This is a genomic window from Parvibaculum sp. MBR-TMA-1.3b-4.2 (assembly GCF_053628815.1).
The window spans coordinates 3,166,891-3,191,951 of sequence record NZ_JBRJHC010000001.1; the positions used below are offsets into that span (position 1 = coordinate 3,166,891).

31 protein-coding genes are annotated in these 25,061 nt (G+C 63.4%); 9 read left to right on the top strand and 22 right to left on the bottom strand.

What is annotated here, in order from left to right:
- The first annotated feature begins 21 nt into the window (after positions 1-21).
- From ACSSVQ_RS15160 to mtnA, 3 genes are read left to right on the top strand one after another with little or no spacing between them, the layout of a single operon-like run.
- A complete protein-coding gene (locus ACSSVQ_RS15160; RefSeq protein WP_454184189.1) occupies positions 22-903 on the top strand; it encodes an S-methyl-5'-thioadenosine phosphorylase in 882 nt (293 codons plus the stop codon).
- A gap of 37 nt (positions 904-940) precedes the next feature.
- Entirely contained in the window at positions 941-1,468 is a 528-nt protein-coding gene (locus ACSSVQ_RS15165) for an adenine phosphoribosyltransferase (protein ID WP_454184190.1), read from the top strand.
- A gap of 48 nt (positions 1,469-1,516) precedes the next feature.
- Positions 1,517-2,611, top strand: a complete 1,095-nt coding sequence (gene mtnA / locus ACSSVQ_RS15170) for an S-methyl-5-thioribose-1-phosphate isomerase (protein WP_454184191.1) — start codon at positions 1,517-1,519, stop codon at positions 2,609-2,611.
- 134 nt (positions 2,612-2,745) lie between these two features.
- Here mtnA and ACSSVQ_RS15175 read toward each other — a convergent pair whose 3' ends face one another.
- The 13 genes from ACSSVQ_RS15175 to lgt form a co-directional block, all read right to left on the bottom strand.
- Entirely contained in the window at positions 2,746-3,246 is a 501-nt protein-coding gene (locus ACSSVQ_RS15175; RefSeq protein WP_454184192.1) for a glutathione peroxidase, read from the bottom strand.
- 113 nt (positions 3,247-3,359) lie between these two features.
- Positions 3,360-3,797: a MarR family winged helix-turn-helix transcriptional regulator gene (locus ACSSVQ_RS15180; RefSeq protein ID WP_454184193.1), complete on the bottom strand. Its 438-nt coding sequence runs from the start codon at positions 3,795-3,797 to the stop codon at positions 3,360-3,362.
- Between the two features lie 130 nt (positions 3,798-3,927).
- Complete coding sequence (locus ACSSVQ_RS15185) at positions 3,928-4,617, bottom strand: dienelactone hydrolase family protein (RefSeq protein ID WP_454184194.1); 690 nt, start codon at positions 4,615-4,617, stop codon at positions 3,928-3,930.
- 22 nt (positions 4,618-4,639) lie between these two features.
- The gene (locus tag ACSSVQ_RS15190) at positions 4,640-5,116 is read right to left on the bottom strand and encodes a MaoC family dehydratase (RefSeq protein WP_454184195.1); all 477 of its coding nucleotides are present in this window, start codon (positions 5,114-5,116) and stop codon (positions 4,640-4,642) included.
- The gene (locus ACSSVQ_RS15195; RefSeq protein ID WP_454184196.1) at positions 5,116-5,601 is read right to left on the bottom strand and encodes a MaoC family dehydratase; all 486 of its coding nucleotides are present in this window, start codon (positions 5,599-5,601) and stop codon (positions 5,116-5,118) included. The genes ACSSVQ_RS15190 and ACSSVQ_RS15195 overlap by 1 nt, the downstream gene beginning before the upstream one ends.
- 9 nt (positions 5,602-5,610) lie before the next feature.
- Positions 5,611-6,720, bottom strand: coding sequence for a redox-regulated ATPase YchF (gene ychF, locus ACSSVQ_RS15200; protein ID WP_454184197.1), 1,110 nt, complete (start codon positions 6,718-6,720; stop codon positions 5,611-5,613).
- 17 nt (positions 6,721-6,737) lie between these two features.
- Positions 6,738-7,358, bottom strand: a complete 621-nt coding sequence (gene pth / locus ACSSVQ_RS15205) for an aminoacyl-tRNA hydrolase (protein WP_293326860.1) — start codon at positions 7,356-7,358, stop codon at positions 6,738-6,740.
- A gap of 24 nt (positions 7,359-7,382) precedes the next feature.
- Positions 7,383-8,054, bottom strand: coding sequence for a 50S ribosomal protein L25/general stress protein Ctc (locus ACSSVQ_RS15210; protein ID WP_293326858.1), 672 nt, complete (start codon positions 8,052-8,054; stop codon positions 7,383-7,385).
- Positions 8,055-8,205: 151 nt separating this feature from the next.
- Positions 8,206-9,138, bottom strand: coding sequence for a ribose-phosphate pyrophosphokinase (locus ACSSVQ_RS15215; RefSeq protein WP_293326855.1), 933 nt, complete (start codon positions 9,136-9,138; stop codon positions 8,206-8,208).
- A gap of 174 nt (positions 9,139-9,312) precedes the next feature.
- Positions 9,313-10,449, bottom strand: coding sequence for a hypothetical protein (locus tag ACSSVQ_RS15220; RefSeq protein WP_293326853.1), 1,137 nt, complete (start codon positions 10,447-10,449; stop codon positions 9,313-9,315).
- A gap of 113 nt (positions 10,450-10,562) precedes the next feature.
- The gene (gene pgeF / locus ACSSVQ_RS15225; protein WP_293326851.1) at positions 10,563-11,381 is read right to left on the bottom strand and encodes a peptidoglycan editing factor PgeF; all 819 of its coding nucleotides are present in this window, start codon (positions 11,379-11,381) and stop codon (positions 10,563-10,565) included.
- A gap of 39 nt (positions 11,382-11,420) precedes the next feature.
- A complete protein-coding gene (locus ACSSVQ_RS15230) occupies positions 11,421-12,551 on the bottom strand; it encodes a class I SAM-dependent methyltransferase (protein ID WP_454184198.1) in 1,131 nt (376 codons plus the stop codon).
- On the bottom strand, positions 12,548-13,468 hold the full coding sequence (lgt, locus tag ACSSVQ_RS15235) for a prolipoprotein diacylglyceryl transferase (RefSeq protein WP_454184199.1): 921 nt from the start codon (positions 13,466-13,468) through the stop codon (positions 12,548-12,550). Before lgt ends, ACSSVQ_RS15230 begins: the two co-directional genes overlap by 4 nt.
- 163 nt (positions 13,469-13,631) lie before the next feature.
- Between lgt and ACSSVQ_RS15240 the strand changes: the two genes are divergently transcribed.
- The 5 genes from ACSSVQ_RS15240 to ACSSVQ_RS15260 all read left to right on the top strand — a co-directional run bounded on the left by ACSSVQ_RS15240 (position 13,632) and on the right by ACSSVQ_RS15260 (position 16,550).
- Positions 13,632-13,949, top strand: a complete 318-nt coding sequence (locus tag ACSSVQ_RS15240) for an accessory factor UbiK family protein (protein ID WP_454184200.1) — start codon at positions 13,632-13,634, stop codon at positions 13,947-13,949.
- A 177-nt stretch (positions 13,950-14,126) separates the two neighbouring features.
- Positions 14,127-14,630 carry a type III secretion system chaperone family protein gene (locus ACSSVQ_RS15245; RefSeq protein ID WP_293326843.1) on the top strand — a complete coding sequence of 168 codons (504 nt, stop codon included), beginning with the start codon at positions 14,127-14,129 and terminating at the stop codon, positions 14,628-14,630.
- Between the two features lie 33 nt (positions 14,631-14,663).
- Positions 14,664-15,491, top strand: coding sequence for a pyrroline-5-carboxylate reductase (gene proC, locus ACSSVQ_RS15250; RefSeq protein WP_454184201.1), 828 nt, complete (start codon positions 14,664-14,666; stop codon positions 15,489-15,491).
- Between the two features lie 67 nt (positions 15,492-15,558).
- Positions 15,559-16,200, top strand: a complete 642-nt coding sequence (locus ACSSVQ_RS15255; protein WP_454184202.1) for a TetR/AcrR family transcriptional regulator — start codon at positions 15,559-15,561, stop codon at positions 16,198-16,200.
- Positions 16,197-16,550, top strand: a complete 354-nt coding sequence (locus ACSSVQ_RS15260; RefSeq protein ID WP_454184203.1) for a tRNA-binding protein — start codon at positions 16,197-16,199, stop codon at positions 16,548-16,550. Before ACSSVQ_RS15255 ends, ACSSVQ_RS15260 begins: the two co-directional genes overlap by 4 nt.
- A gap of 6 nt (positions 16,551-16,556) precedes the next feature.
- Here the strand turns inward: ACSSVQ_RS15260 and ACSSVQ_RS15265 are convergent, their stop codons facing one another.
- From ACSSVQ_RS15265 to ACSSVQ_RS15280, 4 genes are read right to left on the bottom strand one after another with little or no spacing between them, the layout of a single operon-like run.
- Entirely contained in the window at positions 16,557-16,931 is a 375-nt protein-coding gene (locus tag ACSSVQ_RS15265) for a nuclear transport factor 2 family protein (RefSeq protein ID WP_454184204.1), read from the bottom strand.
- The gene (locus ACSSVQ_RS15270; RefSeq protein ID WP_454184708.1) at positions 16,928-18,253 is read right to left on the bottom strand and encodes an ATP-binding protein; all 1,326 of its coding nucleotides are present in this window, start codon (positions 18,251-18,253) and stop codon (positions 16,928-16,930) included. The genes ACSSVQ_RS15265 and ACSSVQ_RS15270 overlap by 4 nt, the downstream gene beginning before the upstream one ends.
- A 36-nt stretch (positions 18,254-18,289) precedes the next feature.
- Positions 18,290-19,012 carry a response regulator gene (locus ACSSVQ_RS15275; RefSeq protein WP_454184205.1) on the bottom strand — a complete coding sequence of 241 codons (723 nt, stop codon included), beginning with the start codon at positions 19,010-19,012 and terminating at the stop codon, positions 18,290-18,292.
- Positions 19,009-19,617 carry a MarR family winged helix-turn-helix transcriptional regulator gene (locus ACSSVQ_RS15280; protein WP_454184206.1) on the bottom strand — a complete coding sequence of 203 codons (609 nt, stop codon included), beginning with the start codon at positions 19,615-19,617 and terminating at the stop codon, positions 19,009-19,011. Before ACSSVQ_RS15280 ends, ACSSVQ_RS15275 begins: the two co-directional genes overlap by 4 nt.
- A 270-nt stretch (positions 19,618-19,887) precedes the next feature.
- Between ACSSVQ_RS15280 and ACSSVQ_RS15285 the strand changes: the two genes are divergently transcribed.
- Positions 19,888-20,790 carry a branched-chain amino acid aminotransferase gene (locus ACSSVQ_RS15285; RefSeq protein ID WP_454184207.1) on the top strand — a complete coding sequence of 301 codons (903 nt, stop codon included), beginning with the start codon at positions 19,888-19,890 and terminating at the stop codon, positions 20,788-20,790.
- A gap of 44 nt (positions 20,791-20,834) precedes the next feature.
- Here ACSSVQ_RS15285 and moaE read toward each other — a convergent pair whose 3' ends face one another.
- The 5 genes from moaE to folB form a co-directional block, all read right to left on the bottom strand.
- The gene (moaE, locus tag ACSSVQ_RS15290) at positions 20,835-21,281 is read right to left on the bottom strand and encodes a molybdopterin synthase catalytic subunit MoaE (RefSeq protein WP_454184208.1); all 447 of its coding nucleotides are present in this window, start codon (positions 21,279-21,281) and stop codon (positions 20,835-20,837) included.
- Between the two features lie 4 nt (positions 21,282-21,285).
- Entirely contained in the window at positions 21,286-21,537 is a 252-nt protein-coding gene (moaD, locus tag ACSSVQ_RS15295) for a molybdopterin converting factor subunit 1 (protein WP_454184209.1), read from the bottom strand.
- Complete coding sequence (gene pgsA, locus ACSSVQ_RS15300) at positions 21,534-22,166, bottom strand: CDP-diacylglycerol--glycerol-3-phosphate 3-phosphatidyltransferase (RefSeq protein ID WP_454184210.1); 633 nt, start codon at positions 22,164-22,166, stop codon at positions 21,534-21,536. The genes moaD and pgsA overlap by 4 nt, the downstream gene beginning before the upstream one ends.
- An 89-nt stretch (positions 22,167-22,255) precedes the next feature.
- Entirely contained in the window at positions 22,256-24,214 is a 1,959-nt protein-coding gene (uvrC, locus tag ACSSVQ_RS15305) for an excinuclease ABC subunit UvrC (protein ID WP_454184211.1), read from the bottom strand.
- Between the two features lie 379 nt (positions 24,215-24,593).
- Positions 24,594-25,010 carry a dihydroneopterin aldolase gene (folB, locus tag ACSSVQ_RS15310; RefSeq protein WP_454184212.1) on the bottom strand — a complete coding sequence of 139 codons (417 nt, stop codon included), beginning with the start codon at positions 25,008-25,010 and terminating at the stop codon, positions 24,594-24,596.
- Positions 25,011-25,061: the final 51 nt, after the last annotated feature.

The window sequence follows — 25,061 nt, forward strand, 5'->3', positions numbered from 1 at the left end:
ATGAGAGAGGCGGGAATTGGCATGGCGAAAACTGTGTTGGGCGTCATTGGCGGCAGCGGCGTCTATGAATTTCCGGGGCTCGAAAACGAGCGCTGGGAGAGAGTGGACAGCCCCTGGGGTGAGCCCTCCGACGAGCTGCATTTCGGCGAGCTGCCGCTTTCCGGCGGGCGCCGTCTGGAGATGGTTTTCCTGCCGCGTCACGGGCGCGGCCATCCGCATTCGCCGACCAGCATCAATTACCGCGCCAATATCGATGCGATGAAGCGCGTCGGCGTCACCGACATCGTCTCGGTGTCTGCCGTGGGTTCGCTCAAGGAAGAGCTGCCGCCCGGCACCTTCGTTATCGTGGATCAGTTCATCGACCGGACTTTCCAGCGCGAGAAGAGCTTTTTCGGCGAGGGCTGCGTGGCGCATGTCTCCATGGCGCAGCCGGTCTGTCCGCGTCTGGGCGATCATCTGGAGGCGGCCTGCAAGGCGAACGACATTCCCGTGTCGCGCGGCGGTTCCTATCTCGTCATGGAGGGCCCGCAATTCTCGACGCTCGCCGAATCGGAACTTTACCGGAGCTGGGGCTGCTCGGTCATCGGCATGACCAACATGCCGGAGGCGAAACTCGCCCGCGAGGCAGAGATCCCTTACGCTACCGTCGCCATGGTGACGGATTACGATTGCTGGCATCCGCATCACGACGATGTGGATGTGTCCGTCGTTATTCAGGTGCTTTCCGGCAATGCCGACAAGTCGCGCGATATGCTGCGCAGCTTTGCGGAGAGCTTCGGACCGGAGCGCGAGCCGTCGCCCATCGACGAGGCGCTCGAGGCTGCCATCATCACCGCGCCGGACAAGATCGATCCGGCGCTTCTGAAAAAGCTCGATGCCGTGGCGGGCCGCGTTCTCGGCTGATCCGCATTATTCCGGTTGTCCGAGGGGGACAGACTTTATGGATATCACGCAGTTCATTCGCACCATCCCGGACTATCCCAAGGAAGGGATCATGTTCCGGGACATCACCACGCTCCTGCGCGACAAGACGGGGTTCCGCGCGGCGGTGGATTCGCTGGTCCAGCTTCACAAGGGCGCTGCCTTCGATGTGGTGGCGGGGATCGAGGCGCGCGGTTTCATCCTGGGCGGCGCCGTGGCGCATCAGCTCGGCCTTGGCTTTGTGCCCGTGCGCAAGAAGGGCAAGCTGCCCTGGGAGACGATCGGCGAGGAATATGAGCTCGAATACGGCACGGACATGGTGGAAATCCACGCCGATGCGGTGAAGGAAGGCGACCGGGTGCTGCTGGTGGACGATCTCATCGCCACGGGCGGTACGGCGGAAGCGGCGATCAAGCTTTTCCGCCGCGCGGGCGCGAGCGTGCCCGGCTCGAGCTTCGTGGTCGAGCTACCGGCGCTTGGCGGGCGCGAGAAGCTGGAAGCGATGGATATCGAGGTGCTCTCGCTCTGCACATTCGACGGCGAGTGATTCCGTTTCCCTGACGCTGCCCGTTTTCCTGGCCTAGAGGGACGAGAGATGAAGATCGACGGCACGCATTACCGCACCATCTGGGTGAACGAGGATGGCTGGTCGGTGGAGATCATCGACCAGACGAAACTCCCTTTCAGTTTTGAAACCGTGACGCTGAAGACGGTCGATGATGCCGCCCGCGCTATCAAGGACATGCTGGTGCGTGGGGCGCCTCTGATCGGTGCGACGGCGGCCTATGGCGTCTGCCTTGCCATGCGCGACGATGCGTCCGATGCGGGGCTTGAGGAAGCGATTGCGATGCTGGGCGCGACGCGGCCCACGGCGGTCAATCTTCATTGGGCGCTGGATCGCATGCGCGCTGCGGTGCATCCGCATGGGCACAACCTCCGCATGGAAGCGGCCTATAAGGAAGCTGCGGCCATTTGCGACGACGATGTGGAGATCTGCCGCCGCATCGGCGAGAACGGGCTGACGCTGATCGAGGCGACGGCGCGGGAGAAGGGCGGCAAGATCAATATCCTCACCCATTGCAATGCGGGCTGGCTTGCCTGTGTCGATTGGGGCACGGCGCTGGCACCGATCTATATGGCGCATGACAAGGGCCTCGACGTGCATGTCTGGGTGGACGAAACCCGGCCGCGCAATCAGGGCGCGTCGCTGACCGCCTTCGAGCTCGGGCGTCACGGCGTCCCGCATACCATCGTGCCGGACAATGCGGGCGGGCATCTCATGCAGCATGGGCTGGTGGATATGTGCATCGTCGGCACGGACCGCACCACCGCGACGGGCGATGTGGCGAACAAGATCGGCACCTATCTGAAGGCGCTTGCCGCGCGGGATAATGACGTGCCGTTCTATGTCGCGCTGCCGCACACCACGATCGACTGGACGCTGGAGGATGGCGTCAACGGCATTCCGATCGAGGAACGCTCCGCGCATGAGGTGACGCATCTGACGGGGCGCACCGACACAGGCGAGATCGTGACGATCCAGGTCTCCGCTCCCGACAGCGGTGCGGCGAATTACGGCTTCGATGTCACGCCTGCGCGCTATGTCTCCGGCCTTATCACCGAGCGCGGCGTGACGGAGGCCTCGAAAGAGGGGCTGCTGAAGCTCTATCCCGAACGCAAAGACGGCTGAGCGCCACGAGGGCTGGCGGCGCGGATAAATTTCGCCGGTATGGCCCGGCTTGTCCGGGCCATCCGCGCCTTTCTCTTTTTTCGCAAAGACGTGGATGCCCCGCATGAAGCGGGGCATGACGTTGCGCAGTACAACTACTTTCCCAGCGCCTTTTTCAGTGCGGCTTCCACTTTCGGGGCGTTCGGCTTGGTCGTGCTGGCGAACCAGTCCACGAGCTTGCCGTCTTTCCCGATGACGTATTTGTAGAAGTTCCAGCGGGGTTTGGAGAGAAAGCCACCTTGCTTCGCCAGCCACTGGAAGAGGGGATGCGCGTCGCCGCCCTTCACATGCACTTTTTCGGTGAGTGGGAAGTCGACGCCGAAATTGATCTCGCAGAACTGCGCGATCTCGTCCGACGAGCCGGGTTCCTGATTGGCGAAGTCGTTGGAGGGCACGCCCAGCACGACGAGGCCCTCATCCTTGTGCTTCTGCCAGATCGCTTCCAGCTCCTTGTATTGGGGCGTGAAGCCGCATTTGGAGGCGGTGTTGACGATCAGCAGCGGGCGGCCCGCAAACTCGCTCAGCGGCATGGGCTTGCCGTTCAGGCTCTCGAAGGTGAAGTCGTAGGCGGTCTTGTCGGACTTGTTTCCGGACATGGCTGGGCTCCTTGATGCGATGCGCGTCTATGACTGTTCCCGATAACATAGTGCAATCAATTAGATTGTGCACAATTTAAATATCACAAAGCCGTGAGCGGCGGATGCCGCATTCAGGCGGCGAGATGCGCGCGGAGCTTTTTCAGCTTCTGGCGGAGCGAGATGAGCTCGGGGACGGGCAGTCCTGCCGCAATCGCGGCCTTTTCCGGTACCTTCGCGGCTTTCCGCTTCAGCGCGCGGCCCTCCCGTGTGAGCCGGATGAGGACCTGCCGTTCATCCGCCGAGCTGCGTTCGCGGGTGATGAGGCCCGCCGTCTCTAGCCGTTTCAGCAGCGGCGTCAGCGTGCCGGAATCGAGATAGAGGCGGCCTCCCAGCGTGTTCACCGTGACGCCGTCCTCCTCCCACAGCGCCAGCATGGCGAGATATTGGGGGTAGGTGAGGCCGATCTCGGCCAGCGCCGGCTTGTAGGCCTTGGTCATCAGAAGAGAGGTGGAATAAAGCGCGAAGCAGAGCTGGTTATCGAGCGCCTGCGGGTCTTCGGGTTTCGTCATCTCTCGTTCCGCCTTCCTGAAGCTGTTCTCCTCAATATGGGCGGAAATGGCGATGACGCAATTGAATTGTGGAGGGCAATAAAAAGGGAGGCCGCAGCCTCCCTCCGAATTCCCGTTCTGTCCTATGCCGTCACGACCCGTCGAAAAGCGCCAGCGTGCGGTCGAGCGCCAGGTCGGCGGCGGTCTTGTCGTAATTGTTGCGGCGGTCGGAATTGAAGCCGTGGTCTGCGTCATAGACATAGACCTTCACTTCCGGGTGCTTCGCCTCGACCTCGCGCACGACGTCCATCGGGATCGAGTGATCCTTCTCGCCGAAATGGCAGATGGTGGGGCATTTCGGCATTTCGTCGATGAAGTCCTTGATCGCGCCGCCATAATAGCAGGAGGCCGCGTCGAGGCCCTTGGCGCGGCAGGCCGCGAGCCAGCTCACAGAGCCGCCATAGCAATAGCCGGTGATGAAGACCTTCTTGTTTCCCTGCTCGCGCAGCTTGTCGATGCACATCTGCGTGTCGAGCACGGTGTTCTCGTAGGGGTTCTTCGCGCGCAGGTCGAGCGAGGTCTGGATGTCTTCCTGGCTGTAGGTCGCCTTGAAGTCCTTCTCCTGCCGGTCGTAGAGCTGCGGCGAGATCACGTCGAAGCCGCGCGCGGCATATTCGTCGCACAGATCCTTGATGTGATCGGTGACGCCGAAGATTTCCATGATGAGGACGAGACCGGCCTTGCTGCCGTTGGGGCGGGTGCCTTCCGCTGTCACGCTGTAGCAAAGGATGTCCGCACCGTCGCCGCTTTTCAGCGTGATCATTTCACCCTTGTGAGCCATGTCCTCTCCTCCCTGGTTCGGTTTATGGATGGTCCCGCTTTTGTATGAGACCCTGGCCGATGAAGCTCATCACCAGTTCGCCGTTCTGGTTCACGCCTTTGTTGAGGCTGCGAACGATGCCGAGATTGGGCCTGCTTTTGAGGTCGACCTTCTCGATCACCTCGGTCGAATAAGCGATCGTATCACCCGCGCGCACCGGTGTCGGCCATTTGAGCTCGAGAAAGCCGGGGGAAGGACCGCCGGGCGGGCTGCCGTCGTCCTCGCCTTTGCGGGCCTTCTCCGCGATGCGGGTCTTCACCATCAGCTTCATCCAGACCGAGCAGGTATGCCAGCCGCTGGCGATGAGCTCGCCATAGGCGCTGGCCTTCGCAGCTCTTTCGTCGGTGTGAAAGGGCTGCGGGTCGAACTTCGCCGCAAAGGAGACGATGTCGTCGGCCTCGAATGTGTAGCTGCCGAGTTCCGTCTTTTCGCCGATCGCGATGTCTTCGAACCAGGGCATCAGGCCGCTCCCCCCGTTTCAACCGGCGCGGACGGGTCGCGGCGCGCATACATGGCCCAGCCCGTCATCAGCAGGCAGACCTCGTCCTTCTGGTTGACGAGTTCGGTGCGGAATTTGGTCAGGCCCATTTCCGGGCGGCTTTTCGAGGCGCGGCGGTCGATACAGGTATTGCGCACCCGGAGAACGTCATCGACATAGACGGGCTTCTGCCAGCGCACCTCATCCACGCCGGGCGCGCCCAGCGAGGCGCTTTGCAGGATGTAGCCGTCGCACATCATGCGCATCAGCATGGCGCAGCTATGCCAGCCGCTGGCGCAGAGCCCGCCGAGAATGGAGGCCGCGCCGGCCTTTTCGTCGAGATGGAAGGGTTGGGGATCGTAGTCCTTGGCGAAGTCGACGATCTCTTCGCGCGTGACGTGCTTCTCGCCGAATTCGCGGGTTTCGCCCGGTACGAAATCTTCCCAGTAGAGTTCCGGCTCGCTCATGCCACCCTCTTAGTTTGCGAAGCGGAAATGCATCACGTCGCCGTCATGCACCAGATATTCCTTGCCTTCGAGCCGCATCTTGCCTGCATCCTTCGCGCCGGTTTCGCCGCCCAGCGAAACGAAGTCGTCATAGGCGATGGTTTCCGCCCGGATGAAGCCCTTCTCGAAATCGGTATGGATGACGCCCGCCGCCGCCGGCGCGAGCGTGCCGCGCGTGATGGTCCAGGCGCGGGTTTCCTTCGGGCCGCAGGTGAAATAGGTGATGAGGTCGAGCAGCGTGTAGCCTGCGCGGATGAGGCGGTCGAGGCCGGCTTCCTCCAGCCCCAGCGTTTCGAGATATTCCGCGCGCTCCTCATTGGGGAGCTGCGCAATCTCTTCCTCGATGCGGGCGGAGATGACGACGGCTTCCGCGCCTTCCGCGCTTGCGCGTTCCATCACGCGTTCGGAGTGCTTGTTGCCGGTGCCGGCGGCCTCTTCGTCCACATTGCAGACATAGAGCACGGGCTTTGCCGTCAGAAGCTGCAGCATCTCCCATGCCTTGCGGTCTTCCTCGGAAATCTTGCCCTCCGCCGTCGCGGTGCGGGCAGGGCGGCCCTCGCGCAGATAGGTCAGCGCGGTCTCAACGAGGGCGAGAAGCTGCTTTGCTTCCTTGTCGCCGGTCTTCGCCTTCTTCTCGAGCGTGACGGTGCGCTTTTCCAGGCTTTCAAGGTCGGCCAGCATCAGTTCCGTTTCGACGATGTCAGCGTCTTCCAGCGGGTCCACCCGGCCTTCGACATGGGTTACGTCGCCGTCTTCAAAGCAGCGCAGCACATAGGCGATCGCGTCCACTTCGCGGATATTGGCGAGGAACTGGTTGCCGAGACCTTCGCCCTTGGAGGCGCCCTTCACCAGGCCTGCAATGTCCACGAAGGTGAGGCGGGTGGGGATGATCTCCTTGGAGCCCGCCGTTTCGGCGAGTTTGGGGAGGCGCGGATCGGGCACCGCCACTTCGCCGACATTGGGCTCGATGGTGCAGAAGGGATAGTTCGCGGCCTGGGCGGACGCGGTCTGTGTCAGCGCATTGAAGAGCGTGGACTTGCCCACATTGGGAAGGCCGACAATGCCGCATTTGAAGCCCATGATGAGGTCTCTTTCGTTTACTCGTTCGGTTTCTTGTCGCTTGCCGGTTTGGCCTTTTTCGGCGGCTCCGGATGGATCGCCAGATGCACCTTGTTGGCGAAGGTCGCATCCTTGCCTTCCGCCAGCATCGGCGCTGCGTCCGCGATGGCATCCAGCATGGCGTCAAGCCAGTCGGCATGCTGCGCCTTTGAAAAATCGCCCAGCACGTAAGGCATGACCGCGTCCTTGTGCCCGGGATGGCCGATGCCGATACGGACCCGGCGGAATTCGGGGCCGATATGCGAGGCGATGGAGCGGATGCCGTTATGCCCCGCCGCGCCGCCACCCGTCTTTATACGGATCTTTCCGGGGTCGAGGTCCAGCTCGTCATACATCACCACCACATCGGCAGGCGAGAGCTTGAAGAAGCGCATCGCCTCGCCGACCGCGCGGCCGCTTTCGTTCATATAGGTGTTCGGTTTCATCACCAGCACCTTCTCGCCGGAAAGCGTGCCCTCCGAGACCATGGCCTGGAAGCGCGCGCGCTCGGGCGAAAAGGAATGGCGGCGGATGATCGCATCCGCCGCCATGAATCCGACATTGTGTCTGTTGCGGGCGTATTTCGCGCCCGGATTGCCAAGGCCGACAAGGAGCAGCATGTCGCCCCGCGCCCCCGGCCGCCCTTACTCTTCCGAGCCGGAAGAGTCTTCGCCGCCTTCTTCCGCGGCAGGCGCTTCTTCCGCGGCTTCGGCCTCTTCGGCCCCTTCCTCGGATTCGGCAGACTGCACGGAGGCAGGCATCGCGATGGTGGCGATGGTGAAGTCGCGGTCGGCAATGGCCGGTTCCACCTTGGTCGGCAGCTTCACCGACGAGATGTGGATCGAATCGCCCATTTCGTAGCCGGCGAGGTCGATCTCGATGGCTTCGGGAATGGAGGAGGCCGGGCAGACGAGGTCCACTTCATGGCGAACGACGTTCAGCACGCCGCCGGCCTTGAGGCCCGGCGAGGCTTCTTCGTTCACGAAGTGAACCGGGATCGCCACGGTGATGGTGGCGTTCTTGCCAAGACGCAGGAAATCGATGTGGATGATGAAGTCGCGCACCGGCTCCAGCTGCACGTCACGCGGAATGACATGTTCCTTCTTGCCGTCGACCTCGATGTCGAGCGTGTGCGAGAGGAAAGTACCCGTGTGATAGAGCTTCGAGACCTCTTTGTAGCTGAGGTCGATCAGGATGGGGGACTTCTTGTCGCCGTAAATCACGGCGGGGACCCGGCCTTCGCGGCGGAGAGAACGAACAGCCCCCTTGCTGGTCTTCTCGCGCGAACGGGCCTCGAGCTTGAGCGTCTCGGCCATTTCAATTTCTCCAATAAAAACGGGGCCTTGGCGGCCCTCGATGGTGTCTGCATATCTCCTCCAGGGGTGTGGAAGTGCAGACAGGCCCGCCTTATAGCGCCGGAGAGCGGAAAACTCAACCGGCAGCGGGAGTTATCCGAAATCGGGAAGATCAGTCGAAAAGGCTCGAAACCGAGCGTTCCTCGGCGGTGCGCAGCATCGCTTCGCCGATCAGCGGGGCGATGGAGACGACGCGGATATTGGAGGACACGCGGACCGCTTCGGTTGCATGGATCGAGTCGGTGATGACGAGTTCCTTCAGCGCCGAGGCGGAGACGCGGGCCACCGCGCCGCCCGACAGCACGCCATGCGTCACATAGGCGGAAACCTGCGTCGCGCCCTGATCGAGCAGGGCCTGAGCGGCGTTGCAGAGCGTCCCGGCGCTGTCCACGATGTCGTCGACCAGGATACAGGAGCGGCCCTTCACGTCGCCGATGATGTTCATGACTTCCGACTCGCCCGCGCGTTCGCGGCGTTTGTCCACGATGGCAAGGTCCGCGTCGATCCGCTTGGCGATGGCGCGGGCGCGCACCACGCCGCCGACATCCGGCGAGACCACCATCAGCTTTTCGCCGTCATAATGGTTCTGGATGTCGCTGGTCAGCACCGGCGCGGCAAAAAGGTTGTCGGTCGGGATATCGAAAAAGCCCTGGATCTGCCCGGCATGGAGGTCGAGCGTCAGCACGCGGTCGGCCCCCGCCGTGGTCACCAGATTGGCCACCAGCTTCGCCGAGATCGGCGTGCGTGCCTGCGGTTTGCGGTCCTGACGGGCATAGCCGAAATAGGGCAGAACCGCCGTGATGCGTTTGGCCGAGGCACGTTTCAGCGCATCGATGATGATCAGCAGTTCCATCAGATGGTCGTTGGCGGGGTAGGAGGTCGACTGGATGACGAACACATCCTCGCCGCGGACGTTTTCCTGAATCTCCACGAATACTTCCATATCCGCGAAGCGCCGAACGACCGATTTTGTCAGCGGCAGGTTGAGGTAAGCGGCAATCGCCTCGGCGAGCGCCCGGTTCGAGTTACCAGCGACGAGTTTCATGGCGTTACCCCTGACCGTCGGTCAGGGAATGTACCCCCGACGCGAGCCCCAACAGAAAATCGCCGCCCGGACATGACGCTTGAAGACGTGACGTTCCGATGACGGCGCGAGCGCGTTTTAGCAAGGGGGCCGGGAGGTGTAAACATATGTCCGGCTCCGCTTTCCATGCTTTCGTCAGCCCTGAGCAGCTATTTTGTCCGGGGTGGGCGCGATGAGCTTCAGAATTCCCTCGGCGGCAGCGCGGGCGGCCTGATCGGCAAGCGGCCCCCACCGGCCTGCGATGGCGGCGGCCTTGACGGCACGGCTCTGGCGAACTTCGCCCAGTTTCGTGCCCTGCGGGCCCGTGAGCACCCAGCGGATGGAGACATCCGTCTGCCCGTCATTGCGCGAGGCCGTCACGACTTCTCCCGTTACCTTGTAGGGACCGCCCGTCATATCCGCCAGACGGCCCTTCAGCTTTTCGGACAGCGCCTTTTCCATGGCTGCGGTCAGCGCGCGGTCGCCATCGCCGGGGGCGGGGGCGACGTCGATGCGGAAGGGCGAGGCGGAGGCGAGCCTTTGTCCCGGTCCGCCCTTGCCGTCGGGTGTCGTGTCCGGCAGGTCGGGCCTTATGCTGCCGGTCACGAGAGCGTCGTCGGCGTCATTTCCGGCCGGGGCTTTCATGGCCACCATGCTGGCGGCGGCGGTCGCCGGGGCTTCCCGGTTCGCCTCATACCAATGCGACAGCCGGGCCATGCTTTCGCTCGCCAGCCGTTCCATATCTTCCTGCCGGACCCGCTGCCAGACATTGGATTGGGCGGATCCGGCGCCGTCTCCGCCCTGCGAGGCGGGTTTTACCGCCGCCGGTCCGGTGGCGCGGGCTTCCGTCACCACGCGGTGGAGCCGGACATCGCCTTTCCCGTGAAGGTCGATGACGGCAATCAGGTAAACGCCTTCCAGCCCCTGTCCGGCGCCCAGGGCGCCGCGCAGCGTGTAGTCCCCGCCTGCTGCCGCGTCATCGGCTTCCAGAGGCAGCTTGTCCTGCCGGGCCTGGCGGGTGAGGAGGGTGCTGAATATCTGTGCGGCGGCTTCCGGCGTGTCGCGCACGGCGCGGATTTCAACCGGGTCGGAGGATTTCGTTTGCGCGGTGGCCGCGTCCGGCGGTGTGGGGGAGGCGGCCCCTGCCGGGGCGGCATTGTCGATACAGGCGGCAAAGACCATCAGCGCCAGTGCGCTTGCCATGCTGGCCCGGCGGGTGGCGGGCGAATTGTGCCGGTGCCGCTTGCGGCGGCCCTTGCCGATCCTGCCTTTGCTTGCTGCCGATACGGCCACGCCGGTCGTCCCCCTGAATGTGCCGGGCCTCGCCCTGTCTTCGAGGGGGCGGCACATTTCGTCGATTCGGTTCGAATCTTACCGCGATTCGGGGGAATTCGACCGTTTGCCTCCTAGTCGGCGGGGCGCAGCATGATCGCCGATATCTGGCGGCCGTAATCTTTCTCCTTCCGGTGGACCGCCCGGCGATAGGAGAAAAAGCGTTTTTCTTCCTGATAGGTGCAATGGCCCGTCACCGCCACGCTCGCCAGATCGGCCTTGTGCAGGCGCGCTTCCACATATCCGGGCAGATCGAACATGAAATGCCCGTCCCGCGCGGAGAGCTGGAACCATTCGGCATTGCCGGGATCGGCGTCCATGAAATTGTCGTGGAACTCCGGCCCGACCTCATAGGCGTCGAAGGAAATGCAGGGGCCGACCGCGGCGGCGATCCGGTTGCGCTGCGCGCCGCGTTTTTCCATCTCGGCGATCGTCGCTTCCAGTATGCCGGAAAAGGCGCCCTTCCAGCCGGCATGGGCGGCGCCGACGATCCGGGCCTGCTTGTCGGCGAAAAGCACCGGCGCGCAATCGGCGGTCAGGATACCGAGCGCGATCCCGGCGCGGTCCGTCACCATGGCGTCGGCTTCCGGTCCCTCGCCGGGCGCCCAGGCTTCGTCCACATAGACGCATCTGGCCGAGTGGACCTGATGCAGGGAGATGAGCTTCTCGCTGTCCCCGTGAAGCGACGTGGCCACACGTTTCCGGTTTGCCTGAACCGCTTCCTTCTTGTCGCTGGAGCCGAGGCCGCAATTGAGCGAGGCATAGATGCCCTTCGACACGCCGCCTTCACGGGTGAAGAAACCGTGCCGGAGATGCGACAGAACCTCCATGGCCTTGGCGGTCACGGGGCGGGTTGCAAGCGCCGTTTCGGCGGATGTCAAACGAGTGGACATGGGCTTTACTCCAATCGCCACGAAGGCTCGCGGGTCGGCTTACGAACCGGTAAATCCGGCCGGCGGTTCCGCGCCGGCAGGGAGCAGCCCCAGCACCTTGAACAAGCTGCCCATCTGCTTCGGCGCGGTCAAGCGGTCGAGCGCGGTTTCGATGTCGCGGGCCTGGGAGGGCGATGCCTTGCGGGCCAGCGCTTCGGCGCGCGCCTGAATGCCGATTTCGGCGAGAAAGCGCCCCTGTTCGACGGGGCCGAATGTCGCGCAGCCGCCGGCCTGTGCAGCTGTCGCGATCATTTCGAAATCGACATGCGCCGTAATGTCGGCCTCGCCGGGATTTTCTAGCGGGTCGGTAAAACCGTGGCCCCGTATCGCCTGGAGCGTATCGCCTGCCGCGCTTCTGGCATGACCGTAGTCGATGATGAGCGCGGCCCCGCCATGGCCGGTGATGCGTGTGGCGATCTCCTGGGCGATGGCGGTGGAGGCGGGGGAGAGCTCGGCGATGCTTCCTTCCGCTGCGCCGCGCGCGCCTTGCGGGATTGTGCTTTCGTCCTTCAGCGGAACGGGGGAGAGCGCAAAGGCGAAGCGGGGCGCGTCGGTGCTTGCGCCCTCTGCGAGCGCCACATGCCGTTCGCACCAGCCTTGCGCGGTCTTGACGAATTGCCGGACGGGCAGCGCGTCGAAGAACTCGTTTGCGATGAGGAATGTCGGGCCCGCGGGCACATCGGCCAGGCGGTCGTGCCATGTCGCATCCGGCACGCGGGCTTCCTGCTCCGCGCGCAGCGCCGGGCTCGTCTCCACGAAATGGATCTGCGCGGTGTCGGTCATGCCGGGCACGCTTTTCATGGCGCGCAAGGCGTCGGCCATCAGCGTGCCGCGCCCCGGTCCCAGCTCGATAAGGTGGAAGGGAGAGGGCGACCCCGTATCCGTCCTTTGGCGCATCCAGTTGTCGGCCAGCCACAACCCGACCAGTTCGCCGAACATCTGGCTCACTTCCGGCGCGGTGATGAAGTCGCCTTTCGCGCCCAGAGGGTCGCGCGTCATGTAGTAGCCATGATCGGGATGGCCGAGCGCGATGCCCATGAATTGCGAGACGGTGATCGGTCCCGTTTCCTCGATGAGCCGGGCGATATGCAATGCCAGCGGCGTCGGCGCGCCGCTACTTTGTGCCGTCATTTCTTGTCGCTTGATTTCGCTTTGGCCGTCGCTTCGCTCTTTTTGTCGCCGTTTTTGCGCCATTCGAGGCCGAAGCCGCCCAGATAGGCAAAGAGCCCCAGCCCCAGCAACACCATGGGGGCGGAAAGCAGCATGCCCATGGTCAGCCAGTGGCCGTAGAGGAAGCCGAGCTGCTCGTCGGGCTGGCGGAAGAATTCGACGAAGGTGCGCGCCGCGCCATATCCGACCAGGAACATGGCGGCGACGGTGCCCGGTTTCCGCAGGGCGGTCGTCCTGTGCGTGAAAATGCGCAGCACGATAAAGAGCAGGATGCCTTCCAGCGCCGCTTCATAGAGCTGGCTTGGATGGCGGGGCAGGTCGCCCGCCGGGCAGAAGCCGCCATGGGTGAGCGCGATGCGCTGGTTGCAGAAGATCACGCCCCAAGACACGTCCGTCACGCGGCCCCAGAGCTCGCCATTGATGAAATTGGCGATGCGGCCGAAGAAGAGGCCGATGGGGGCGGCGGCCGTCACCAGGTCCAGCATGGTGAGCGGCTGGATTTTCCGGGAGCGGGAGAAGAGCCACATCGCCACGATCACGCCCATGGTGCCGCCATGGAAGGACATGCCGCCATGCCAGACCTTCAGCGCGTCGAGCGGGTGTTCCCAGTAGAAGGCCGGATTGTAGAACAGCACATAGCCGATACGGCCGCCGAGAATGACGCCGAGCGCGGCCCAGAGCAGCGAATCGTCGACCATTTCCCGGTCGAGCGGCGCGGGGCCTTTCCACAGGCCCGGCGTCTCCACCATGGAGACGATGTAGCGCCAGCCGATGACGAGCCCTGCGATATAGGCCAGCGCATACCAGCGAATGGCAATGGGGCCCCATGAGATCAGCACGGGATCTATGTCGGGGAAGACGATGGCGGCGCTGTGCATGGGTTTCGGTCCGGCTGGGTGGGGGCGGGCGGCGCTAGTTTGACTTTGGGCGTGGCCGAGTCAACCTCGGCTCCCTATCTATGGATAAGGCGCGTCGAATAGCGGGGTTCGCAGGACGCCGCCTGCGAGCTAGAGTGCGCGCCAGTCCCAAGGAGCCAGACCCATGACGCAGACCCAGAACAAGATTCTCGAAGAAATGAGCCGGTTTTTCACCAATGCCGCCGGTGCCGCGCAGGGTGTGCGCACGGAAGTGGAAACGGTGATCCGGTCTCAGGCCGAGCGCCTCATTGCCGATATGGATCTCGTGCAGCGCGAGGAGTTCGAGGCGGTGCAGGACATGGCCCGGCTGGCGCGCGAGGAAAACGAGGCGCTGAAGAAGCGTATCGAGGCGCTGGAAAAGGCCGCCAAGCCGGCTGCGAAGAAGCCCGCCGCCAAGAAAGCCGCCCCGAAGAAGAAGCCCGCGGCCAAGACGGCCGAATAAGCGGCGACTATCCCCAGCTAATCGCACTTGTCCCCAGCCTTGCGGGCTTTTCGGGGCCGCGCGGGCTTGCGCCGACTCAAAGCATCGGGCACGGTTAATTTGTGTTTCGGGGCCGGGTCGCCCCCCATATATGGGGTGGCCGGGCCGCAGGGGACTGCGTTTGATGCGGGGACATATATGACGGGCTCTGTGCTTCAAGCCGATGATTTCGACGCCAATCCGCTCGATCTTCTTGAACAGGTAGCCTCCATCCGCGACTGGTTTTTCGAACGCAGTCACGAGGACGAGTTGAATATCTGCGTTGCGGGCGAGTGGCGCGACTACCAGATTTCCCTCAACTGGCGGACGGATCTCGCAGGGCTTCATATCGCCTGCGCGCTGGATGTGCGCGTGCCTGCCGACAAGCGCCCCGCCATCCGTCACCTTCTGACCCTCATCAACGAGCAGCTCTGGTCCGGCCATTTCGACATCTGGTCGGAGGATGGGGTGATCCTGTTCCGCAATTCGCTGCTGCTTTGCGGTGGCGCGTCGGCGACGCCGGAACAATGCGAAGCGCTGCTGCGCCTCGCGGTGGAGGCCTGCGAGCGCTATTATCCCGCCATCCAGTTCGTGATGTGGGCCGGCAAGACCGCCGACGAGGCGATTGCCGCGGCCATGTTCGAAACAGAAGGCAATGCCTGAGCAATCGGGCCCAAGTGATCAGAGATAATCGTCATGGCAATCGATCTTGAACGTCCGCTGGTCCTTGTGGGGGCCGGCAAGATGGGCGGCGCGCTTTTGGCCGGATGGCTCGATGGCGGCGTCGCGCCCGGCCTTGTGGCCATCCGCGATCCCCACCTGTCGGATGAAATTGCCACGCTGGCAAAGGAGCGCGGCGTGCGTCTCGATGCATCCATCGACGATCTTGCCGCGCTGAAACCGGCCGCCGTGGTGCTGGCGGTGAAGCCTCAGGCCATGCCGGACGTGCTGCCGACGCTTCAGCCTCTCGTTGCGCCAGAAACGCTGTTCGTTTCCATCGCGGCGGGGATGGGGGCGGACAGGCTCGACGAATTGCTGGGCGGCGGCGCGGCGATCGTGCGGGCCATGCCTAACACGCCCGCCTCCGTGGGGCGCGGCATCACCGGCGGTTTCGCCAATGCGCGTGTGACACAGGATCAGAAAAAACTGGCCGATGCGCTTCTGGCGGCAGTCGGCGAGGCGGTCTGGATCGAGGACGAGGCGCTGATGGACGCCGTCACCGCGATTTCAGGCAGCGGTCCGGCCTATGTGTTTCATCTGGTTGAGGCGATGGCCGACGCTGGCGTGTCGCTGGGCCTGCCGGAGGAAACCGCCATGCGGCTGGCGCGCGCTACGGTGAGCGGGGCGGGCGAAATGCTCCATCGCTCCGATCTCGATGCGGGCACGTTGCGCAAGAACGTCACCTCGCCGGGCGGCACGACGGCTGCCGCGCTCGACGTGCTGATGGGTGGCGAAGCGCTGACCGAGCTGATGAAGAAAGCCGCTCTGGCCGCGCGCGATCGGGGCCGCGAGCTGGGTAAGTAATCCTCTCGGCTCGTTTTCGGCCCGCTTCCCGACTATCCTCCTTCCCTGAACGAACAGGAGAGGCGTCATGGCGCGTAAATTGACCCCGGAAGAAAAGATCGTGAATGCCGCGCTTCGGCTTGCCGGGAAGCGCGGCTGGGCGGATCTGTCGCTCGCCGACATCGCGAAGGAAGCGAAACTCGGCCTGGGCGAGCTGTCCGCTCTGTATTCCTCCAAGACGCAGATCCTCGCGGCCTATGCGCAGCGTATCGATGCGCAGGTGCTGAAGATGGCGGATGAGGAAGGGCTGGAGAACGAGCCCGTCCGCGACAGGCTTTTCGACGTCATCATGCTGCGCTTCGACGCCATGGCGAAGGACAAGCCGGCGCTGAAGCGCATTACCCGGGATCTGGAGCGCGATCCGGTGGCGGCGCTTGCGCTCATGCCCTCCACGCTCCAGTCCATGGGGTGGATGCTGGAGGCGGCGGGGATCGACAGTTCGGGCTGGCGCGGGCTTATCCGCGTGCGAGGCATGGCGCTCTTCTGGGCGCGCATTCTGAAAGTCTGGTTCGATGACGACGAGGATCAGGCGCGCACCATGGCCGCGCTCGACAAGCGGCTGCGGCAGGGCGAGGAATGGTTCGCCCGCGCGCAGGACTTCATGTCGAAGCGCCCGCGCCGCGCGTCGCCGGCCGACAAGACCGATGACGACGTGAAGGACGCGGCATGAGCGAGGATAAAGCGCCGGAGATTTCCTTCGACGATTTTATGAAAGTCGATATCCGCATCGGCACGGTGGTCGAGGCGGAGCCTTTTCCCGAGGCGCGCAAGCCCGCCATCAAGCTCCGTATCGATTTCGGTGCAGATATCGGCGTGAAAAAGAGTTCTGCGCAGATTACCGATCGCTACGCGCCGGAGACGCTTGTCGGACGGCAGGTGATGGCGGTGGTGAATTTCCCGCCGCGTCAGATCGGTCCCTTCATGTCGGAAGTGCTGACGCTCGGCTTTCCCGATGAGGAGAGAAAGATCGTGCTGGCGGGCGTCGACGGCAAATTACCGGACGGGGCGCGGCTCGCCTGATCCCATTCAGAAGTGAAACACCCGGCAGGAAGTGATCCTGCCGCCGCTCCACTCCATCGCTTCCATGACGCTCATACGGTTTGTCTCGTCGCCGTTCAGGACGCGCCAATATTCCACGGCGGCGCGGCCGGTCTCGTCATTGCCGTCCGCGATGACGTTGAAAATGTCCGCGCGGAAACTCTTTAGCGCCTTGGCCGAGGCAGTCGCATATTCGAGCACTTCTTCCGGTCCGTGCAGCGTGGCGTCTTCCTTGCCCAGTCTTTCTCGCACCACGCCGCTCATATGCGTGCCGTCCGGCGCGTAGAGAGCTGCGACCGCTTGCGGGTCGAGCGCTTCCCAAGCCGCTTTCCAGCGGGCGACCATGGCGGGCAGGGCGATCATACGGGGACGTCCACAATGGCGCGCAACCCGCCGGCAGGGCTTCGCGATAAGGTGATTTCGCCGCCATGGCCGCGCGCGATGTCGCGGGCGATGGCAAGGCCGAGGCCGGAGCCGCCTTCATCGAGATTTCGGCTGTCGTCCAGTCGATAGAAGGGGCGGAAGACTTCTTCCAGCTGGTCTTCGGGAATGCCCGGGCCGTCATCGTCCACCACGATTTCGATATCGGCGCCCGGATCGCTCATGTCGCGGAAGCCGGTAATCCAGACCGTGTCGCCATATTTGCAGGCATTGCCGACGAGATTGGCAAGGCAGCGTTTGAAGGCGCTTCGGCGCAGCGGTACGCGCAGATCGCCCTGCACGGTGACAGTGACGTTGCAGCCCTTGCGTTGCCAGTCATTGCAGGTCTCGCGCAGCAATTCGCCGAGGTCGGTTTCCTCCGTCGCCTCGCCGCGATGGCCGCGCGCAAATTCCAGATAGTCGTCCAGCATGCGCTGCATCTCGTCGATGTCCCTGCGCATTTCCTGGATCTGCGGATCGTCGCCCATCATGGCGAGTTCGAGGCGCATGCGGGTGAGCGGCGTTCTCAGGTCGTGGCTCACGCCCGCCAGCATGGCGGTGCGCTGGGCGATCTGGCGTTCGATACGATTGCGCATGTCGAGAAAGGCTTCCGCGGCGCGGCGGACTTCGGAGGCGCCGCGCGGGCGGAAGCTCGGCACGTCGCGCCCCATGCCGAAACTTTCCGCGGCTTCGGCGAGGCGTTCGATGGGGCGGATCTGGTTTCTCAGAAACAGGATCGCGACCACCACCAGCACAAAGGATGTGCCGACCATCCAGACGAGGAAGATATGCGAGTTGGTCGCGTAGACATGGCTCGCCGGCGACAGCGTCCGCATGACGCCGCCATTATAGGCGACGCGGATGTCGATATAGTCGGTGTATCTGCTGGTATCGATCCAGAAGGGACGCTTTACCTTTTCGCGCAGATTGGCGCTCAGCGAATTTTCCAGCAGGCCGCCCGAGGATGCAGGCCTGTCGGGCAGTTTCTCGCCCGGCAGGAAGGCGACCGACAGCGTCAGCGTCTCGCGCGCTTCCTTCGACAGCGTTTCGGCGCGTTCCTTTGTCGGGTTGCGCTCATACTCGTCCAGCAGCAGGGCGATCTCGGAAACGGCGCTGGCCGAGAGCCGTTCGGTGACGAGTTGCCAGTGCCGTTCCAGAAACATGTAGGTCACGACGATCTGCAAAAGCACCATCGGCGCGACGATGATGATGAGCGACCGGCCGTAAAGGCCTCGTGGCAGCATGTTCTTGATGAAACGGGTCATCGACACTCTATTCGCTCCGCTTCTTCTGTGCGCGCATCAATCCGGCATCAGCACGTAGCCTTCGCCACGCACGGTCTGCAGGTAAAGCGGATTGCGGGGATCGTCCTCGACCTTGCGGCGGAGCCGGTTGATCTGGACGTCGATCGATCGCTCGGCTGCTTCGTTCTCGCAAAGATCGAGGCGGGAAATTGTCTGGCCGGGATGGGCGGCGAAAATGCGCAGGAGCTGCACTTCGCGCGTCGTCAGCCGGACGAGCTGTCCGTCGCGGCGGAGTTCACCGCGCTGGGGATTGAATTCGCAGCCGCCGAAGGTCATCGCGCCGGAGGCCGCCTTGCCGCCCGCGGATCGGGTCCGGCGCAGAATGGTTCCGACGCGCAGCAGCAATTCGCGCGGTTCGAAGGGTTTGGCGAGATAGTCGTCCACGCCGCGCTCCAGCCCGTCGATCCGGTCGCTCGCATCGCCGCGCGCGGTCAGCATCAGGATCGGCACATTGGAGGTTCGCCGGACGGAGGTTGCGAAGTCGAACCCGTTTTCGCCCGGCATCATCACGTCGAGAACGATCAGGTCGAAGGCAAGCCCTTCCAGCCTTGCTCGCGCTTCGCTGGCGTGTTCGGCCACCGTGACGCGATAGCCGTTTTCGCTCAGGAAGCGTTTCAGCAATTCACGAATGCGCCGGTCGTCATCGACGATGAGCACATGCGGCGCGTCGTCGCCCGGCAGGGGCCCGGCGGCGGTTTCGGGCTCCCCGGCGGCGCTCATGGCTTGCGTCCTTTCGGGCGGTCCCGGCCGTCGGCGAGGCGGTCTTCCACCTCCGAACGGTTTTCCTTGTTCAGCAGCGCCAGCATCACCTTGCGCCAGGCGTCCTCGGCATCGCCGCCGGCTTCCGCACCGGCTTCCAGAAGCGCGCGGGCGACGCGCTCTCGCTGCGGGGCGGCCAGCCTGTCGTTCAGGTCGCGCCCCGCCTCGGTGAGGTAGAGCAGGCGCTGGCGGCGGTCCTTGCGTCCCGTTTCCTGCGCCACGAAGCCGCGCTCGATGAGCTGCTTCAGCACCCGCGCGAGGCTTTGCTTGGTAATACGGAGAATATCGAGGAGTTCGGCTACCGTTATGCCGGGGTTTCGCCCGACGAAATGGATCACGCGGTGGTGCGCCCGGCCGAAATCATATTCCGCCAGCAGGGCGTCGGGATCGGAGATGAAGTCCCGATAGGCGAAAAACAGCAGCTCGATCGCCTCCACAAGGCGTGTCGCATCATCGGCCTCGCCGGCCGCGTCCGCGCCTTTTTCAGCGGGGGCGGTCTCTCGGGCCCTTTCGGGGGCGGGCGTCTCCTTGGTCACGTGCTTTTTCACCGGTGTCGCAATCGGCATGATTTTATGTCAGCCATATTGACATATTTTTTCCGCAGCGCTAGCCTCTGATCGCTCGCTGGGTTGAGTAAATGCATGCCCCCGAAGGGCGGGTGGCATCCTCGATTCTTCCAGACGATAATATAGACAGCCCCATAACACCCAAGAGGGATATGCGGCCGGGCCCTGAAGAGGCTCACCGGATAGACCGAAAGAGGCAAGAGGCGGCCTGATGTCTATGGCGAAATCGAGCCAAGCGAGCCTCACAACATAACGCCAGGGAGCGGAATCATGGCAGATATTCCCTTCGACAAACGCGACGGCTACATCTGGTTCAACGGCGAATTGATGCCGTGGTCGGACGCCAAGGTGCATGTACTGACGCATGGGATGCACTATGCCAGCAGCGTATTCGAGGGCTGCCGGGCCTATGGCGGCGAGATTTTCAAGCTGCATGAACATTCGCAGCGTCTGGTCGATTCCGCGCGCATTCTCGGCTTTGAAATTCCCTATACGGTGGACGAGATCGACGAGGCCTGCCGGGCCGAGCTTGCCGCGCAGAAACTGGAAGATGCCTATATTCGTCCGGTGGCCTGGCGCGGCAGCGAGATGATGGGCGTCTCCGCGCAGAAGAACCGCATTAACCTGGCGGTCGCGGCCTGGGAATGGCCGTCCTATTTCGATCCGGAGCAGCGCCAGAAGGGCATTCGCCTCGACATTGCCGAGTACAGGCGGCCCTCGCCGGAGACGGCGCCGTCCGATGCGAAGGCGGCCGGCCTCTACATGATCTGCACCATCTCCAAGCATGCTGCCGAGGACAAGGGCTATGCCGACGCGCTGATGTATGATTATCGCGGCTATGTGGCCGAGGCGACGGGCGCCAATGTCTTCTTCATCAAGGATGGCGTCATTCACACGCCGATCCCCGACTGCTTCCTCGACGGGATCACGCGCCGCACGGTGATCGATCTGGCGAAGGCGCGCGGCATCGAGGTGATCGAGCGCCATATCTTGCCGGAAGAGATGAAGGATTTCTCCGAGTGCTTCATTACCGGCACTGCGGCGGAAGTGACGCCGGTGGGCGAGATCGGCCCGTATAAATTCACGCCGGGCGAAATCTCCGCCAATCTGTACAAGGATTATATGGCCCTGGTGTATGCGCATCAGGAAAAGGCCAAGGTCGCCAACGGCTGACATGGCCGGAACGGACTGAAGACAGGGCCGCCTTCGGGGCGGCCCTATTTTTTTGTCCAGCGCGCCGCCGCCGTGTCGTCGCTGTCGCGCGCATCCACCCAGTCGCCGCCCGAAGCCGTTTCCTCGCGCTTCCAGAAGGGTGCACGGGTCTTGAGATAGTCCATCAGGAATTCCGCCGCCTCGAAGGCCGCCTGCCGATGGGCGGAAGCGGTGACGACCAGCACGATGTTTTCGCCGGGCAGGAGGCGTCCCACGCGATGCACGATGAGGCTTGCCTCCAGCGGCCAGCGCTCCTGCGCTTCCGCCTCGATGCGCGCGAGTTCCTTCTCGGTCATGCCGGGATAATGTTCCAGTTCCAGCGCCACGAGATCGCCGGTCTTGTCGCGTACCGTGCCGGAAAAGGTCACGACGGCGCCGATGTCGTGGCGGTCTTTCGAGAGGGCGGTCACTTCGGCGCCGATGTCGAAATCCTCTGTCTGGACGCGGATCATGGGACTACCCGCCCGTCACCGGCGGGAAGAAGGCGACTTCCTGCGCGCCTGCGATCGAGGCGTCGAGATCGGCGTGTTCCTGATCGACGGCGCAGCGTATGACTTTCAGATCCTCGAATGCCGCTTCATAGCCTTCGTCGCGCTGGCGTAGCCAGTCGATCAGGCCGGTGACATCGCTCACTTCCGGCGGCAGCGTCACATCTTCCTCCGCCGTGCCGGTCTTCTGTTTTACCCAGGCGAAGTAGAGAAGCTTCATGGCGCGGCGTCTCCATCGGCCGCGCTCCCGCCGGGGGCCGCCGGTGCGCCGGCGGGGCGTTCCGGCGGGCGGGTATCGTCGATATGCCTCAGCCCGGCGCGGAAATAATCATAGCCCGTATAAAGGGTCAGGATGGCCGCGGCCCAAAGCAGGGTGAGGCCCAGTTCGGAAATGCCCGGCATGATACTGTCGCCCGCCGGACCCAGCAGCAGGAAGGCCAGTGCGATCATCTGGATCGCGGTCTTCCATTTCGCAAGCTGCGTCACCGGTACGCTCACGCGCAGGCCCGCCAGATATTCGCGCAGCCCCGAGACCAGAATTTCCCGGCAGAGAATGATGATCGCCGCCCAGAGCGAATAACCGGCAATCGTGCCCTGCCAGGTGAGCGCCAGCAGCACCACGGCGACCAGCAGCTTGTCGGCGATGGGATCGAGCATCCGGCCCAGATTGGAGGTCTGGTTCCAGGCGCGGGCGAGATAGCCGTCCAGCCAGTCTGTAATGCCCGCGATCGCAAAGAGCGCCAGCGCCGTCCAGTTGCCCGCATCCTCTTCCAGATAAAGGGCGATGACCACGAGGGGCACCAGGAGGATGCGGAAATAGGTCAGCAGGTTCGGAAGATTGGTCGCCATGGTCGTATGGGCTTTTCTTGAGCGCGGCAAAATGCGGTGTCTTCGCCGCGCACTCTATCACCCGGAGCGCATTTGTTGAGGCCGGTTCGCTATTTTCCGGCCGCGTCGCCGCTTTCGTGTCCGGCGCTTCCGTTGAAATGGTCGTAAATGGTGCGCGCCAGCGTTTCGGAAATGCCGTCCACCGCCTCCAGATCGGAGATTCCGGCGCGGGAAACGGCCCGTGCCGAACCGAAATGGCGCAGGAGCGCGCGTTTGCGGCCCGGGCCGACGCCCGGGATCTCGTCCAGCGGATTGTTGCCGATGGCCTTGGAGCGCCGCGCACGGTGGCTGCCGATGGCGAAGCGGTGCGCCTCGTCGCGCAGGCGTTGCAGGTAGTAGAGAACCGGGTTGCGGGGCTCCATCATGAAGTCGGGCTTGCCGCGCATAAAGAAGCGTTCCCGGCCCGCATCGCGTTCCGGCCCCTTGGCGACGCCGACGGCGGTCACGCTGTCGATGCCCAGCTCGTCCAGCACTTCCAGGGCGATTTTGAGCTGGCCTGCGCCGCCGTCGATCAGGATGAGGTCGGGCCAGGCGCCGCTGCGGTCCTCGCCTTCTTCCTTTTCGCCTTCCTCCTTGAGCAGCCGGGTGAAGCGCCGCGTCAGCACTTCGCGCATCATGGCGTAATCGTCGCCGCCGAACTCGCCGGCCTCCTGGCCTGCGTTTTTGATGTTGAACTTGCGGTACTGGTTTTTCATGAAGCCTTCGGGGCCGGCGACGATCATGCCGCCCACGGCGTTCGAGCCCTGAATATGGCTGTTATCATAGACCTCGATGCGCTCCGGCGCGCTTTCCATGCCGAAGATTTCCGCCACGCCTTCCAGCAGCGTGCGCTGGGTGGAGCTTTCGGCAAGACGCCGTCCCAGTGCCGAGCGGGCATTGGTCATGGCGTGTTCGACAAGCTCGCGCTTCTCGCCGCGTCGGGGGACGCCGACGGCGACCTTCCGGTCCGCGCGAAGGGTCAGCGCCTGCGCCAGCAGCTCGCGGCCGGGTATGTCATGGCTCAGCAGGACCATGCGCGGGGGCGGGCGGTTTTCGTAAAACTGAGCGAGGAAGGCGTCGAGCACGTCCTCGGGGCCCATTTCCTTGTCGTGGCGCGGAAAATAGGCGCGGTTGCCCCAGTTCTGCCCGGCGCGGAAAAAGAAGACCTGGACGCAGGTCTGGCCGCCTTCCTGATAGGCCGCGAAGACATCCGCCTCGCCCACGGTTTGCGGGTTGATACCCTGATGCTGCTGGATCTGGGTCAGGGCACGGATACGGTCGCGATAGACGGCGGCCGTTTCGTAATCCCTCTCCGCGGCGGCTTCTTCCATCAGCCGGGCCAGCTCGCCTTGCGTCTTGCGGCTGCGGCCGCGCAGAAAGTCATGCGCCTCCCGCACAAGCTCGGCGTAATCCTCCTTGGAGATTTCGCCGGTGCAGGGTGCGGAGCATCGCTTGATCTGGAAGAGCAGGCAGGGCCGTGTGCGGCTCTCGAATACGCTGTCGGAGCAGGAGCGCAGCAGGAACGCCTTTTGAAGCGCGTTGAGCGTGGCATTCACCGAGCCGGCGCTCGCAAAGGGGCCGAAATAGTCGCCCTTTCGGGAGCGCGCGCCGCGATGCTTCACCACTTGCGGGAAGTCGTGATCGCCCGTCAGCAGGATGTCGGGGAAGGATTTGTCGTCCCGCAGCAGCACGTTGTAGCGGGGCTTCAGCCGTTTGATGAGATTGGCTTCGAGGAGCAGCGCCTCGGTCTCCGTCTCCACGGTGATGAATTCCATGGAGGCGGTGGCGAGGATCATGCGGGCGATGCGGTTGGTATGCCCGCCCATTTTCGCGTAGCTCGAGACGCGCTTCTTGAGCGAGCGCGCCTTGCCGACATACAGCACGTCTCCCTTGGTGTCATACATGCGATAGACACCCGGGCTGTCGGGCAGGCGTTTCACCTGATCCGCGATGACCTCGACGCCGGTCGTCCGGGGTTTTTCACTGCCGGAAGGGCTGTCGGGGCCGCTGTTTTCGGTTTCGTCGGTCATGCTGCGCGCAGTCTAGCGGGAGACCCATTTTGGGTCCTTATCTCGTCAACAAGAGCTGTGGATAAGTTTGTGGGTTATTCCTGCAAGGATTAGGTCAACATCCTGTAATCTTTAGGTTTTGTGACAGAAGCTGTCACACACCGCGAATCGTAAGCCCTTGAAATAGATAAAACTTTTTGTTTTTTTCAAGGGAGGATGACAGGCGCGGGCGATTTATGTCAGCCGCGGATATGGTTAACGCCGCCCGTCTGCTGCTGTGCAAAATTTATCCGTGTGCGTTGTCACGTCGTACCAAGCCGTTGAATCCATTAGCGCTTTTCGGAGGCCTTTTGAGCGTTGCCGGAGAGCGTGGTTATGGCGAGCGCGCATGCGGTGGAAATCAGGGGCGAGGACGGTGCCGTTCGATCTCCACGCCGACGCCGGCGGCCTCCGGAATTACGGCAAGTTTTTCGACACGCACACGTGCCGTCTGGACGCGCTCGTCTTCCAGGCAGACGGCGGCGATCCGTTCGGCAAGCGTCTCCACAAGGTTGAGATGGCCTTCGTCGACAATGGCCTTGATGCGATCCACCACGGTGGCGTAGCAGACGACATTGTCCAGCGCATCGCCATGCGGGGCTTCGCTCACCGACAAATCCACATTCACGCGGATGGGCTGGGCGCTGCCCAGTTCATGCTTGTAGACGCCGATATGGGCATCCAGCAGCAGGTCGCGCACGAAGACATGCCGCAACCCGCGTTCGGCATCGGCAATCTTCAGCGGCGTTACATTGTCGGGCTTGTTCATTCGGTTCATTCCAGGCTCTTGGGGTCGACGCATTCTCGAGCCGCGAAAGTCTACTCACCT

Excerpts from the sequence above, each read along its gene's own strand:
- ACSSVQ_RS15160 (WP_454184189.1), top strand. The coding sequence starts at position 22 with ATGGCGAAAACTGTGTTGGGCGTCATTGGCGGCAGCGGCGTCTATGAA.
- ACSSVQ_RS15165 (WP_454184190.1), top strand. The coding sequence starts at position 941 with ATGGATATCACGCAGTTCATTCGCACCATCCCGGACTATCCCAAGGAA.
- mtnA (WP_454184191.1), top strand. The coding sequence starts at position 1,517 with ATGAAGATCGACGGCACGCATTACCGCACCATCTGGGTGAACGAGGAT.
- ACSSVQ_RS15175 (WP_454184192.1), bottom strand. The coding sequence starts at position 3,246 with ATGTCCGGAAACAAGTCCGACAAGACCGCCTACGACTTCACCTTCGAG.
- ACSSVQ_RS15180 (WP_454184193.1), bottom strand. The coding sequence starts at position 3,797 with ATGACGAAACCCGAAGACCCGCAGGCGCTCGATAACCAGCTCTGCTTC.
- ACSSVQ_RS15185 (WP_454184194.1), bottom strand. The coding sequence starts at position 4,617 with ATGGCTCACAAGGGTGAAATGATCACGCTGAAAAGCGGCGACGGTGCG.
- ACSSVQ_RS15190 (WP_454184195.1), bottom strand. The coding sequence starts at position 5,116 with ATGCCCTGGTTCGAAGACATCGCGATCGGCGAAAAGACGGAACTCGGC.
- ACSSVQ_RS15195 (WP_454184196.1), bottom strand. The coding sequence starts at position 5,601 with ATGAGCGAGCCGGAACTCTACTGGGAAGATTTCGTACCGGGCGAAACC.
- ychF (WP_454184197.1), bottom strand. The coding sequence starts at position 6,720 with ATGGGCTTCAAATGCGGCATTGTCGGCCTTCCCAATGTGGGCAAGTCC.
- pth (WP_293326860.1), bottom strand. The coding sequence starts at position 7,358 with ATGCTGCTCCTTGTCGGCCTTGGCAATCCGGGCGCGAAATACGCCCGC.
- ACSSVQ_RS15210 (WP_293326858.1), bottom strand. The coding sequence starts at position 8,054 with ATGGCCGAGACGCTCAAGCTCGAGGCCCGTTCGCGCGAGAAGACCAGC.
- ACSSVQ_RS15215 (WP_293326855.1), bottom strand. The coding sequence starts at position 9,138 with ATGAAACTCGTCGCTGGTAACTCGAACCGGGCGCTCGCCGAGGCGATT.
- pgeF (WP_293326851.1), bottom strand. The coding sequence starts at position 11,381 with ATGTCCACTCGTTTGACATCCGCCGAAACGGCGCTTGCAACCCGCCCC.
- ACSSVQ_RS15230 (WP_454184198.1), bottom strand. The coding sequence starts at position 12,551 with ATGACGGCACAAAGTAGCGGCGCGCCGACGCCGCTGGCATTGCATATC.
- lgt (WP_454184199.1), bottom strand. The coding sequence starts at position 13,468 with ATGCACAGCGCCGCCATCGTCTTCCCCGACATAGATCCCGTGCTGATC.
- ACSSVQ_RS15240 (WP_454184200.1), top strand. The coding sequence starts at position 13,632 with ATGACGCAGACCCAGAACAAGATTCTCGAAGAAATGAGCCGGTTTTTC.
- ACSSVQ_RS15245 (WP_293326843.1), top strand. The coding sequence starts at position 14,127 with ATGACGGGCTCTGTGCTTCAAGCCGATGATTTCGACGCCAATCCGCTC.
- proC (WP_454184201.1), top strand. The coding sequence starts at position 14,664 with ATGGCAATCGATCTTGAACGTCCGCTGGTCCTTGTGGGGGCCGGCAAG.
- ACSSVQ_RS15255 (WP_454184202.1), top strand. The coding sequence starts at position 15,559 with ATGGCGCGTAAATTGACCCCGGAAGAAAAGATCGTGAATGCCGCGCTT.
- ACSSVQ_RS15260 (WP_454184203.1), top strand. The coding sequence starts at position 16,197 with ATGAGCGAGGATAAAGCGCCGGAGATTTCCTTCGACGATTTTATGAAA.
- ACSSVQ_RS15265 (WP_454184204.1), bottom strand. The coding sequence starts at position 16,931 with ATGATCGCCCTGCCCGCCATGGTCGCCCGCTGGAAAGCGGCTTGGGAA.
- ACSSVQ_RS15270 (WP_454184708.1), bottom strand. The coding sequence starts at position 18,253 with ATGACCCGTTTCATCAAGAACATGCTGCCACGAGGCCTTTACGGCCGG.
- ACSSVQ_RS15275 (WP_454184205.1), bottom strand. The coding sequence starts at position 19,012 with ATGAGCGCCGCCGGGGAGCCCGAAACCGCCGCCGGGCCCCTGCCGGGC.
- ACSSVQ_RS15280 (WP_454184206.1), bottom strand. The coding sequence starts at position 19,617 with ATGCCGATTGCGACACCGGTGAAAAAGCACGTGACCAAGGAGACGCCC.
- ACSSVQ_RS15285 (WP_454184207.1), top strand. The coding sequence starts at position 19,888 with ATGGCAGATATTCCCTTCGACAAACGCGACGGCTACATCTGGTTCAAC.
- moaE (WP_454184208.1), bottom strand. The coding sequence starts at position 21,281 with ATGATCCGCGTCCAGACAGAGGATTTCGACATCGGCGCCGAAGTGACC.
- moaD (WP_454184209.1), bottom strand. The coding sequence starts at position 21,537 with ATGAAGCTTCTCTACTTCGCCTGGGTAAAACAGAAGACCGGCACGGCG.
- pgsA (WP_454184210.1), bottom strand. The coding sequence starts at position 22,166 with ATGGCGACCAATCTTCCGAACCTGCTGACCTATTTCCGCATCCTCCTG.
- uvrC (WP_454184211.1), bottom strand. The coding sequence starts at position 24,214 with ATGACCGACGAAACCGAAAACAGCGGCCCCGACAGCCCTTCCGGCAGT.
- folB (WP_454184212.1), bottom strand. The coding sequence starts at position 25,010 with ATGAACCGAATGAACAAGCCCGACAATGTAACGCCGCTGAAGATTGCC.